Annotated in this window: 9 protein-coding genes; 5 read left to right on the top strand and 4 right to left on the bottom strand. The window is 37.4% G+C overall.

Going from position 1 to position 13,022, the window contains the following annotated elements; all coding sequences use genetic code 11:
• Positions 1 to 2 precede the first annotated feature (2 nt).
• On the bottom strand, positions 3 to 1,190 hold the full coding sequence (locus tag MHH26_RS14885; RefSeq protein ID WP_340973930.1) for a CDP-glycerol glycerophosphotransferase family protein: 1,188 nt from the start codon (positions 1,188 to 1,190) through the stop codon (positions 3 to 5).
• An 11-nt stretch (positions 1,191 to 1,201) separates the two neighbouring features.
• Complete coding sequence (locus MHH26_RS14880; RefSeq protein WP_307500354.1) at positions 1,202 to 1,972, bottom strand: WecB/TagA/CpsF family glycosyltransferase; 771 nt, start codon at positions 1,970 to 1,972, stop codon at positions 1,202 to 1,204.
• A 369-nt stretch (positions 1,973 to 2,341) separates the two neighbouring features.
• Between MHH26_RS14880 and tagD the strand changes: the two genes are divergently transcribed.
• From tagD to MHH26_RS14865, 3 genes are all read left to right on the top strand, one after another.
• Positions 2,342 to 2,731 carry a glycerol-3-phosphate cytidylyltransferase gene (gene tagD / locus MHH26_RS14875; protein ID WP_008343212.1) on the top strand — a complete coding sequence of 130 codons (390 nt, stop codon included), beginning with the start codon at positions 2,342 to 2,344 and terminating at the stop codon, positions 2,729 to 2,731.
• 97 nt (positions 2,732 to 2,828) lie between these two features.
• Positions 2,829 to 4,295 carry an alpha-glucosyltransferase N-terminal domain-containing protein gene (locus MHH26_RS14870; RefSeq protein WP_340973928.1) on the top strand — a complete coding sequence of 489 codons (1,467 nt, stop codon included), beginning with the start codon at positions 2,829 to 2,831 and terminating at the stop codon, positions 4,293 to 4,295.
• Between the two features lie 48 nt (positions 4,296 to 4,343).
• Positions 4,344 to 6,599, top strand: coding sequence for a CDP-glycerol glycerophosphotransferase family protein (locus MHH26_RS14865; protein WP_340973927.1), 2,256 nt, complete (start codon positions 4,344 to 4,346; stop codon positions 6,597 to 6,599).
• A 127-nt stretch (positions 6,600 to 6,726) separates the two neighbouring features.
• Here MHH26_RS14865 and MHH26_RS14860 read toward each other — a convergent pair whose 3' ends face one another.
• A complete protein-coding gene (locus MHH26_RS14860) occupies positions 6,727 to 9,264 on the bottom strand; it encodes a glycosyltransferase (protein ID WP_340973926.1) in 2,538 nt (845 codons plus the stop codon).
• A gap of 309 nt (positions 9,265 to 9,573) precedes the next feature.
• Between MHH26_RS14860 and MHH26_RS14855 the strand changes: the two genes are divergently transcribed.
• Entirely contained in the window at positions 9,574 to 10,401 is an 828-nt protein-coding gene (locus tag MHH26_RS14855; RefSeq protein WP_034660176.1) for an ABC transporter permease, read from the top strand.
• Between the two features lie 19 nt (positions 10,402 to 10,420).
• Positions 10,421 to 12,022: a teichoic acids export ABC transporter ATP-binding subunit TagH gene (tagH, locus tag MHH26_RS14850; protein WP_034660175.1), complete on the top strand. Its 1,602-nt coding sequence runs from the start codon at positions 10,421 to 10,423 to the stop codon at positions 12,020 to 12,022.
• A 26-nt stretch (positions 12,023 to 12,048) separates the two neighbouring features.
• Here the strand turns inward: tagH and galU are convergent, their stop codons facing one another.
• The gene (galU, locus tag MHH26_RS14845) at positions 12,049 to 12,930 is read right to left on the bottom strand and encodes a UTP--glucose-1-phosphate uridylyltransferase GalU (RefSeq protein ID WP_034660174.1); all 882 of its coding nucleotides are present in this window, start codon (positions 12,928 to 12,930) and stop codon (positions 12,049 to 12,051) included.
• Positions 12,931 to 13,022: the final 92 nt, after the last annotated feature.

Below are 13,022 nucleotides of genomic sequence, written 5' to 3'. Positions count from 1 at the left end.
TCCTAATGAGAAGCCGGACGTTTTTTGTGTAAGAGCTGCTGTTCAATAAATGATAGGAGCTGCTGACTAGACTCGCCCTTTGAATATTTGTTCCATTCCTCAGCGAAGGTTTTGATTCGTTCTCTGTGATCTGATTCGTTTAGATGAAGCAGCTCCTTCAAGAGCATGTCTTGAGTGACGCAAGCCTTTCCAGGAATGATGTCCTCATACCGATCGACTAAGCCGCGTTTCGCTCGATAAGTGTCTAAGTCATAAGTGAAGAACAAAACAGGCTTTTCAAGCAGCGCATATTCAAACACAATCGACGAATAATCTGTCATCAGTACATCGCAAGTACAAAGCAATGGATAGAGCGGCTGATCGGACACATCAAATATCCATTCACCGTCTGTTTCCGCCTTTGCTAAATGTTTGACCGCAGGATGAAGCTTGACGAGCAGAATATAGTCTCCATTTAGCTCTGTTTGCAATTGCTCTTTTGAAAAAGGCAGGACAAGATCGTCCATTGCAAAGTCTCGATAGGTCGGTGCATAAAGCAGGAGCTTTTTCCCTTTAGGAAAATCATTCGGCCTCAAGGAAGGCAGGCACTGATCATAGTACACATCCGTCATCGGTACACCTGTTGGTAAAAAACGTTCATCATTGACCCCAAACGAAGACTTAAAAATCTCGCGCATGTGATCTGAGCCTGTAACGATATAATCGAAAGACGCATAGACTCGTTTGAAGCGTTTGATATCACGGGGACTTCGTTCCGAATTTGATGCATCTTCAAGACCGAATTTTTTCAACGCCCCATTGGCATGCCATACTTGAATACATGTGGTAGAAGGGCGTTTTCTGAGTACACTTGTCATGAGAAAGTAATTATCTGTCACGACAACCTTGCTTTTAAACATCGTGTAAATACATTGAATGAGATGGAGAGGATTTTTTTCATGAAAATAGCGAAATGACAGATGAGACCCGTCCTTTTCTATCGCAGAAGCATGCTTCGTATAGAGGACAGTAAGCTTCATCGTCATGTTCGCCTGTTGTTGATAAGTATCAATGAGAGCAGCTGCATTCTCTTGAAATGAAACAAGCAGCGTCACCTGGTTTTCACGCGGTTTCACGCCGCTCATCAGCCATCCAATGAAAGAAACGAAAGCTGCATAGCATGAAATGATCATTGAGCGTATATTCATCATTGGTCAGTCTCTCACAGCTGCTTCGTCTGATCCTTTACTTGCTCAGGATAGTAACGTTTTTTCCCTTTGTTTTCTTTCAATACGGCAAAAGCGTATTTAGGAATATTCAGCATTCGTTTCCATCTCCACGGATTCACAATCAGTCTGTACAGCCATTCTGTATTTGTCTTAATCATCCATCGTGGTGCACGCTTCACCGTTCCGCTAAATACATCAAAGCTTCCGCCTAAACCGATGCAAACAGCCTGCGGGAATAAATGACGGTATTCATAAATAAAGTTCTCCTGATTTGGATAACCTAAAGCAACGAACACCATATCTGCTTTCGAGCGGGCGATTTGCTTCGCTACGAAACGTTTATCGGCTTGATAGCCATCACAGCTGCCCGCGATGACCACATTTGGATATTCCGTATCAATTCGCTGTTTAACAGCCTCAAGCACTTCTTTTTTCGCTCCATATAAAAAGATACTTTTAGACTGCTTGTTTGCTAGATCAAGCATAGACATGAAGACATCAAAGCCAGCAATTCTTGACTTCAGCGGACTTTGTGTCAAACGTGACATCAAGACGACGCCTACACCATCCGGCAGAACATAATCCGCAGAAGAGACGACTTGATGGTACGTATGATCCTTCATAACAGCATAGCCAATCTCTGGATTGACAGTCGCAATCATGGCGCCTCTTCTTTGAGAAATATGATGGTGATTCATATAGCTGATAAATTCATCTAGGTCGCCGTTTACATAAGAAAGGTTAGAGACCACTTCTGTTTGCATTGTTTAGACCTCCTTTTTCATCTTGTTATCTATGAACGTTCATTGTAAATTCATTCTTCGTCTACTCATCATTTTATCACAGATGCTCCATGAAATATTAACAATAACTTTACAAACCTTTAAATTTCATGACATTTTCATCAATTCATATGAAGGATGCTGCGAGAAACATTGATTCTTCGGACTTTCCCTTCTGCGCCCAATAAATTGGAAATAGTTTGTCTTTACATTTTCTTAACCTTTCATAGGCATTGTGATATAATTAGGTTCCGAAGAGCGAAAAAATGATCGATGATTATAGGATTACGGATAAACATTACTGCATGAAAGCAGTCAAATAAGGAATGAAGAAAGGAGTTCATGTTTGCAATGAAGAAAGTTATTACTTACGGTACATTTGATTTATTACACTGGGGGCACATTAAGCTGCTCGAACGTGCAAAGCAGCTTGGAGATTACTTAGTGGTGGCCATTTCGACAGATGAGTTTAACTTACAAAAATCAAAAAAGGCTTATCATAGCTACGAGCATCGAAAGCTGATTCTTGAAACCATTCGTTATGTAGACGAAGTCATTCCAGAAAACAGCTGGGATCAAAAAGTCCGTGATGTGCAAGAGCACGATATTGATGTGTTTGTCATGGGAGATGACTGGGAAGGTAAATTCGATTTCTTAAAAGAGCATTGCGAAGTCGTGTACTTGAAAAGAACAGAAGGCATCTCGACAACACAAATTAAGGAAGAAATTGCTGGACTTTAATAGATCGAAAAAAAGTACTTCTTATCTTTTGGTGAGAAGTACTTTTTCATGTAAAATACAATGAGCAAGTTATCATTATTTATAAGGAGAGCTTCCTTTGTTTCAAAATTGGAATAAAAAAAAAGTTGAACACACATTGGATCAACCTGAACATTATGAAACAATGACCTCAGTTGACATGCCTGATATGGACTACTACTTTATCATGGGTGATGTACCAAAACAGGATGAGCGCTTAACGAAGTCTTTAAAAGCGAGATTAAAGCCATTGGCTGACAAACATAAACATACTGCAATGTTAACTTTGAATTATGATGCAAATGTGAAAGAACATATTCATAGTTTGGAGGAGACCTTTCTTCGCCAAGTTGACATCTTGAATGTATTTGAACACTATATTCTACCGGAAAGCGGAAGTAAAAGACGTTACTCGGAATTTATCATCGGTACATCATTTCATTCGATCAATGAAGCAGTGATGCCAGTAGATGAATCAATGATACAGGTGACGAGATATGAACTGCCTTCTTCCCCTATTTGTTATATTGATCAATATAATGAAGAGCAGCAATTAGTGAAGAGGGAAGAATACAATTGGCAGGGCGTTTTGTGCAGAGTACAAAGCTTTGTTCCTCATACAGGTGCTCTATACTTGGAGGAACTAATCAATGACGATGGCGGCATTTATATGGAGATCATCTACTCAGGAGATGCAAAAAAGAATCCAGTTCGGCATATTAATTGGTATAAAAAAACAGGAATTCAAACTTTTACAAAGAAAACGGATATAAAGCAACTATGGTTATCCAGTATTCAAACACAAAATGACCGTTTGAAACTAATGATCACAGAAGACCGGGATCAGGACCGCCACCTGTTTAAAATCGATCAGCCTGAAACAACGTATTACGCTGCATTTGTACATGACGCACATTATGAAGAAGATCCGCATCAACTCTATTCTCATTACGGAGAATTATTTAAACAAATAAGAAAACAGCAAGTGGATGCCGTCTTCTTTGGAGATACTAAGCATAAGGTAGATGTTGAGAAGGTATTGGGAGAACAAACCTATTTTTATCTTGTGCCTTCTGATGAAATGTCTCTTTGGAATACAGCACTTCATCATATGCTCGAAAATCGTGAGCGAAAAGATGAACTGAGAAGGATCGTGGACCGTACGAAATGGGTTTTGCGTGATCTAAGCTCTGAACATCATGTTCTTCATCTTCAGCTTGAGTTGAAGGACGAAATGAGCCATGCGGATCATGTGCAAATCGATTTCGCAGGATATGATCGAGTCAATGGGGCTGAAATCATATCTCAAACAATCGATGAAAACCATCAAGTCAGTTTCCCAATTGGTCATTTTCAAACAAAGAAAAACATTGAAACCAACCTAACAAAATACGTTGATTTTTACATTCGTTTTAAAACAGAAGAACTTCAGGAAGTTTTGCAGCGTCTAGAAGTAGAGGAAGAGCTGCTCACCAATAAACCATCGTCAATCGATGGGTGGTCGTATCAAACGAAACAAGGAAACTATTCTTGGAAAGTGAAATAATGTGACAACACAACGGTAAGATTTCTGAACAGAGGAGATTAACGATTAATGATTGAAGAGGGAATTCATAAGAAGAGTGTCGTTGTAGGGTTAAAAAATCATCATGAGAAACTAGAAATGCTTATTCGCATCGACGATGACATGCCATTAACAGATAGAGAATTTTATTTGTTTATGAGGGAAAGGGTATCAAAACAAGAGCTTTTCCTTCCGCTTGTTCATCAAGAAGAGAATCTATTCAAGTTCGTATTGAGTGAATCATCGCTGCCGCTTGCATTAGAGCAGGGCCAGACATATAACCTGTATGTCACAGACTATCTCAGCGCAAACAAAGAAGAGGATGAAGACGATCTTGAGGACTCAGCCTATGATTCTGATACAGAAGAAGAGGAAGACGAGCTAAAAGAAACGGATAACGCCGAAGTAGAAGAGAAGACGCCATACTATAAACGCCGTTTAAAAATGGAAATAGACAAGCCAGAGCTGACTTTTTTAGAAAATAAAGATGCGATGCTGTATGTCATCCCGTATCGTACGGATAAAGGGAATGCATCGTTTAAAATCAAGCGTGAGCTAAAGGTTGTGAAATTCAATCATATCGAGCTCAACAAAGAGTGTACGTTATCTTTATCTGGGTATGCAGGCGTTCTCAGTGCAGAGCATCCTTATGAGATCAAAGAAGTAAAGCTTCTATTGAAGAGAAATGGTGAAGAACCAATTGAACATCGCTTTCCGGTAAATATGACCCCAATAAAAGATGAAGTGGTCAAATACCGTGATGATCAACAAGTACCACAGCTTTATCAATTTCTAGCAGAAGTTCCTTTAAAGGAATTGACCTATTCGTTAAACAACCGCCTTGTATATCGCTTCTATCTTGAATTTATTTGTGATGTAGATGGAGTAGAGGAGACGTTAACGACCGCTTCTTTAGTGCTTGGAGATCGCTCGAACAAACTCAAAGGACTTGTTCAAATTCATAAACGAAACGATGTACCCATTCGATATGAGGTGTATCGAAAGAAAAAAAGACAAACGCTTGGCATTCGAATTAATGATTATACAATGAAAACACGTGCGAAGTACTACGTCAAAAGCAAGTGGAAGAGGTTCAAAAAGCAAATCGGTAAAATAAAAAAAGTCCGTAACCGTCTTGTGACAAGGACCTTCCAAACGACCTTTAAGCTGGCGAGTAAGCTGTCTGTGAAAAAGAAAACGGTTGTTTTTGAAAGCTTTAATGGAAAACAATTCAGCTGTAACCCGCGTGGGATCTATGAGTATATGAAAGAAAATCATCCTGAATATACGTTGATCTGGAGTGTGAAAAAAGGACATGAAGCACCTTTTAAGGAAAAGGACATCTACTATATCAATCGTCTGTCATTGAAATGGATTCTTGCGATGGCAAGAGCCGAGTATTGGGTCGTCAACAGCCGTTTGCCGCTATGGGTTCCAAAACCAGAGCATACAACATACTTGCAGACATGGCACGGTACGCCGTTAAAACGACTTGCGATGGATATGGACGAGGTGCATATGCCTGGAACAAACACGAAGAAATACAAAAAGAATTTCACGAAAGAAGCATCGAATTGGGACTATCTCATTTCTCCAAATGCTTACTCGACTGAAATCTTTACACGTGCATTCCAATTTCAAAAGACCATGATTGAGTCAGGATATCCGAGAAATGACTTCCTTCATAATCAAAACAATGAAGAAACGATGAGAGCACTCAAACAAAAAATGAACTTGCCGCTTGATAAAAAATTGATCTTATACGCACCGACATGGAGAGACGATCAATTTTATAAAAAAGGGCAGTACAAATTTGATTTAGACCTTGATCTGCATGAGCTAAGAGCCGCTATCGGAGACGAATATATCATCATTTTGCGTATGCACTATCTAGTCGCTGAAAACTTTGATTTAGGACCATATAAAGGCTTTGCCTATGACTTCTCTCATTACGAAGACATTAGAGACCTGTATATGATATCTGATCTGCTCATCACTGACTACTCATCTGTGTTCTTTGATTATGCAAACCTTAAACGTCCGATGCTGTTCTATGTGCCAGACATCGAAACATATCGTGACAAGCTGAGAGGCTTCTACTTCGACTTTGAACAAGAAGCACCTGGACCTCTTGTGAAAGAAACAGCCAGCGTCATTGACTGGGTAAGAGAAACAGAACAGCCAACCTTTACACTACCGGCTTCATTCGCACCGTTTTATGAAAAATTCTGCTATCTAGAGAGCGGGGAGTCTTCGAAGCGTGTGGTGGAAGTGGTGTTTGATTAGCAATGCTTTGTATATTTTCTTATAGTTGAGAATTAAAAACACCTTTGGAAGGTATCAAGTTCAATACTTGACCATTATCCAAAGGTGTTTTTTTAAATACATGTAATTTTATTCTGTATATAAGGTATTAATCAGCTTTTGTACATACGTTTTTGTAGAAGAGCTCTAGTGCCTCGCTATTATACTTTTCATAATCAAAGGATTCTTGTTTCATACTATTCTGGATAAAATCAGACATACCATTAAACAGAGCAGTTTCATTATTCTCAACTAATAATCCGTATCCACCCTCTAAGACGGAATGTACTCCAGTTACATCGGTAGCTATGATTGGTTTTTTTAGAATCATTGCTTCCATGAGAACCAAACCTTGCCCTTCATATTCTGAAGATAATACAAAACAATCACATTCATCTAGCAAAGAGAATGGATTTTCGAGTTGCCCAACAAAAAACACACAGTGATCTAAATGTAATCTCTTTGTATGATCCTTTAATTCCCTTTTTAAAGGTCCTTCTCCCACAATATACAATACTGTATTTGGGTATTGTTTGTTTAATTGCGAAAAAGCAGAAATTAATTTTTTTTGCCCTTTTTCAGGAGATAATCTTCCTATAGTTATAAAGTTGATATACTCTTTATTTGGAAGTGGAATCCCAGATAGATTAAGACCGATGGATTCGGTTTTGTCGTTTTGATAAGTAATTAAATATCTTTCATTATTAAATTCTATAATATTTTTATTTTCTTTCATTTGAAGTACTTTGTTTGGCGATATAACATTATTTACAAAAACCATTTTTTCTAAAGCATTAGGAACATAAGGGCTTAAGTTCAAGTGATTTTCAATATTAGTCGATTCGGCGACAGAAACAATTCTATCGAAGAACTTGTACAGTGAGAAAATTACTTTTAGGTTACCACGATGTTTATATTTGTGGTTCACCTTTTTATTGTACTCTTTCATCATGTCAGCATGCAGGAAAATACTTTTGACTTTAAAATCTCCAAATGCGAAAAGAAGAGTCCAAAATTTATTATAACCTCCAAAGTCTATACCTACATCAAACTTCGCATTACCAATAATTCTCTTTAATTCTCTTTTGTATGAATTTACCGGAGTGTACTTTAACATTTTGTTATTATATATACCACGGCGGAAAATTATGTTCTGTTTATATGTCTCTATTAAGGTTCTATTAACAAAGCCTGGTCTATAAATAATATGGACATTAGGATGTAGCTTTTGTATGTTCACCCATTTATCTTTATGATAATTTGAGTTATCAATTACAACAACTTCATATTTATTGTAATCAATTTGGTCAAATAAATTAGTTGCTGAAACTGTAATACCGTTATTATAGAATCCTCCACAATAAAAAAGTAATTTTTGTTTATTGCTTTCAACCTTTATTAATTCATTTTGATTATTTTTTTTGAATACGATGTCAATGAATCGCTCTGTAGCTTTTCCATCATCATAAAAACAGTATTCATCTAAAAACTCCTTGTATTGATTCTCAAATTGTTTATTGAAGTTATTTAGACTGTTTAGTTGAGCTAAGTTGTTAATTAAATCAACTATATTTTCACTGATAGGTCCTGGAAGTGTTGTTATGTCTAAATAAAAACCTCTCTCTGATTCGTATTCTCTTAAGTCAGGCATATAGAAAAAAACAGGTCTTTTTAAAGGAAGGAAATCGAAAAAGATACTAGAATAATCTGTAATTAAAATATCTATAGCAGCTAAAAGTTCATTTGTATCAATCCAGTTTGGAACACAAAGATGTTCAAGTCCACTCTGTTTAAAGAATTTATAAGAAAAGTAATGAGATTTTAAAAGTACTAAGTAATCATCACCAAGCGCCTGCTGAATTTTCACAACTTCACTATGCAATGTATAGCAAGTATCCTCTTCAGCACCTATTGTTCCTCTCCATGTTGGAGCATAAAGTACAATTTTTTTATTAAAAGGTAAATCTAATCTTTCTTTCACACTTTCACTACTAGTGTTTAATGTTAAATCTACTCTAGGATATCCGATATTTGCTATTTTTCCGGTGAATATCCCAAATACATCATTTGATTTCAGTAACTTTTCATACGTAAAAGTATTCGGACTGATAAGGTAATCACAATGAAGAAAATTTCTTTGGATATTTTTATGGCCAGACATTGATCTTTTTTTAATGTCCTTCCCTAAAGTTTTTAAAGGGGTTCCGTGCCATGTATTGATATAAATTTGCTCTTCTCTTTTAATAAAATAAAAAGGAAATGACGTATCATTAACTAAATATTTAGATGTTGCTAAATATTTAAGATATTCGTTACTATCAACTTTAACAAAGGAAATATTAGGTGATTTCTGCTTTAATTCAGCAATCATTGGATCACTAAAATCATTAATGACCCAAACATGATGTAAATCTTTAAAGGCACTATCTTTCATCAAGCCTAGAAAGATTGCATAACAATTTCCAGATATACTTTTACCATGATAAGCTTCATATAGAATATAATTATCTCTAACAGGTTTTTTCTCTAAATAAGAGGTGTATTTACTTCTCATACGAAGTCGTGAATCTCTAGAAAACTCTATTAGTGGATTCAAAATAAATTTAATCTTTCTTGTAACGATTTTTTTGAAGTTCTTTATTCTCATTAATGTTAAGCCCCTTCATTTGGTATATATAATTTGAAAGAAAATGATATTTATTTTTTGGAGTTAAGTTGAAATGCAATTATCCTGATAATTATATTCTAATGGCAAATATAAAGCAATGATATAATAAGGTAATTAGTAACCTATAATAGCTGAAAATACCAGCATTTAATTTGATCGGTTTCCCCTACCATTTAATATACTCAATAGATTTGAAAAGTGAAATATTTCTCAACATCTGTTACAATTATGAACGGTGATTTTTTTAGAAGAGGCAATTCCAAAAACTTATATCTAAGGAAGATTAGAATGAATGCATTGTTTACGATATTAAGGGAGCAAATCAGCTCATTTCCGCTGATTATGCGCCTTGCTGTTTATGAAACAAAATCAAAATATCAGATGAATTATTTAGGTGTTTTATGGCAGTTTTTAAATCCATTAATGCAAATGCTGGCTTACTGGTTTGTTTTTGGTATGGGAATTCGCGGAGGACAGCCAATTGACATTGGAGGGATGGGAGTTCCATTTATCATCTGGATGCTTGCTGGATTAATCCCTTGGTTCTTCATTAGTCCGACGATACTTGATGGATCAAACAGTGTGTTTAAACGCATTAATATGGTATCGAAAATGAATTTTCCGATTAGTGCGCTGCCGTCTGTAGTGATTATGTCCAACTTGTTCAGCTACTTTGTGATGATGGGTGTCTATCTGATTGTGCTCATTTCCTATGGCATATATCCTGATGCGCACTGGCTGCAATATATATACTATCTTATTTGTATGATCGCGTTTATGTTTTCGTTTAGTTTGTTTAATTCCACGATTAGCGTACTCGTGAGAGACTATCAATTTCTTTTACAATCAGTGACACGATTGCTTTTCTTTTTGCTGCCGATTTTTTGGAATATCTCAGAGAAGCTCACTGGAGACAAAGCATGGATCGGGGATATATTAAGATTGAATCCTCTTTTCTACATTATTGATGGTTTTAGAAATAGCTTGTTAAAGGGAGAATGGTTCTTCCATGATGTGAAATATACGCTTTATTTTTGGCTGATCACGCTACTTCTTTTAACAGTCGGTTCATTGCTTCATATGAAATTTAGGGATAAATTTGTCGATTTTCTTTAAAAAGTAAGGAGATTATACGATGAAACTAAAGGTTTCGTTTCGAAACGTATCCAAGCAATACGTCCTATATAAAAAGCAGTCAGATAAGATTAAAGGACTGTTTTTACCCAATAAAAATGAAAAAGGTTTCTTTGCTGTTCGTGATGTGTCCTTTGATGTATATGAAGGTGAAACGATTGGCTTTGTAGGGATCAATGGATCTGGAAAATCAACGATGTCGAATCTTCTTGCGAAAATCATTCCACCGACAAGTGGTGAAATTGATATGGACGGCCAGCCTTCGTTAATTGCCATTGCGGCAGGGCTGAACAACCAATTAAGCGGGAAAGACAACATTCGCCTCAAGTGCTTAATGATGGGGCTGACGAATAAAGAGATAGACGAACTTTATGAAAAAATCGTAGAGTTTGCAGATATTGGTGACTTTATTGATCAGCCTGTGAAGAGCTACTCAAGCGGAATGAAATCACGTCTTGGCTTCGCCATTTCAGCGCATATTGATCCAGATATCTTGATTATTGATGAAGCATTGTCTGTTGGAGACCAAACCTTCTATCAAAAATGTGTGGATCGAATTACAGAATTCAAGGAACAAGGGAAAACGATCTTTTTTGTTAGTCATTCCATTAGCCAAATCCAAAAAATCTGTGACCGGGTGGCTTGGATGCATTATGGGGAGCTTCGTATGTTTGATGATACGAAAAAGGTTGTGAAAGAGTATAAGGAGTTTGTTGACTGGTTTAATAAGCTCTCCAAAAAAGAGAAACAAAAATACCAATTGGAACATAAGGAAGGTAGAAAAGGTGTACAAAAGACGGAAAAGGTCACACGTTATAAAGAAAATGGGAAACGTCGTTCATTTTTCGGCCCCGCATTTCAAGTGACAATATTAGCTGTCTTAACTATTCTGCTTGCCTTATCCATGTTTTCAGATCGCCCACTTCGTACACTGGCTACATTTGGTGCAATGTCATCAGATAAGACAGAAGCGCCTCAGACTAAGAACCCGCAGATGAAAGGGGCGCCTGATATGAAGAAGGTGGATCAACAGCTGATTGTCACGGCAGATCCACTCACGGTTTACAAAGATCAAGCCATGAAAAAAAAGGCGGATGTCACTTTGCCCTTTGGACAAGAAGTGCAGGCTGTGGCTGAAAATAAAAAAGCCGTTAAAATTAAAACAGCCTCAGAAACGTATTTTGTCAAACCTGCTGCGCTTCAAAATGCAGAGGAATTAAAGCCACTATCCATTGAACCAGGACAGTTTAATTCCTACGTATCGCCCGCATCTGCAGGCTCGTATGAGTATTTACTTTCTTTCCTTGGAAAAGAAGAATCTGTGCTTAAGCAAAGAATGCAAACGCTGAGCTCGATCAAAAGTAATCAAGGCGGAATGATTGAACGATTGACCACAGAGAAAGCCGACTATGTCATTCAAAATGGTCAAGCGAATACGATGGTATTCCGTGAGATCATGTCAATCTCTCCTTCAACACTTGGGCTGACAGAACAGAACGTTTGGATGAATGAGAAACAAACGAAATTCGCAGTGAAGGGCGAAAACAACTTGTTTGTCATTGATAATGAACAGCATACACTGACGATTTCAGTGATCAAATAAAAAGCTGCCGATCCCGGCAGCTTTTTTTAATTCACTTCTTCTTTTTCGAGAAGCTGTTTCATAAATGGAATGAGTTTCTTTTTCAGATCCTCATCTTGAAGGGCGAACTCTAGAGTCGTCTCGATGAAGCCTTGCTTTTCACCGACATCGTATCGTTTTCCTTCGAAATCATAGGCGAATACGCGCTGAATGTCATTCAGCTTTTGGATGGCATCTGTCAGTTGAATTTCTCCGCCTGCACCAATTTCTTGCTGATCAAGGTACATAAAGATCTCTGGCGTGAAAATGTAGCGTCCTAAGATGGCTAAATTGGATGGTGCTGTACCTTGCGGCGGCTTTTCAACAAAGTTTTTCACTTGGTAGCGGCGTCCTTCTTGTGTAAGAGGATCAATGATCCCGTAGCGATGTGTATCGCTGTCTGCCACCTGCTGAACACCGATCACAGATGAAAGAGTCTTTTCGTATTCATCCATCAGCTGGCGAAGTCCGGGTGTTTCGGCTTGAACAATATCATCACCTAATAAAACGGCGAAAGGTTCATCACCGATAAAGTTGCGTGCGCACCAAACGGCGTGTCCAAGTCCTTTAGGTTCCTTTTGACGTATGTAATGAATATCAGCAATGTTAGAGGATTTTCTCACCTTTTCTAAAAGCTCACTTTTTCCTTTTTCCTCCAGGTTGCGCTCTAGCTCTGGTGCAAAATCAAAATGATCCTCAATGGCTCTTTTCCCTTTTCCAGTGACGATAATAATGTCTTCAATTCCTGATTCAACAGCTTCTTCAATAATATATTGAATGGTTGGTTTATCAACGATTGGCAGCATTTCTTTAGGCATAGCTTTTGTTGCAGGGAGGAAACGTGTCCCAAGACCTGCAGCTGGGATAATGGCTTTACGTACTTTTTTCAATGAACTTTGCACCTTCCTTACATATTGAAAAAATGATTTGACTTCATTTTTCATCTTTCATAAAGTGTAACTTACAAATGATAGAAATGACA

The organism is Bacillus sp. FSL K6-2839, assembly GCF_038003365.1.
GTDB lineage: Bacteria > Bacillota > Bacilli > Bacillales > Bacillaceae > Bacillus.
Note: the sequence above shows the minus strand (reverse complement) of the source record. Positions and strands in the feature narration are given on the sequence as shown.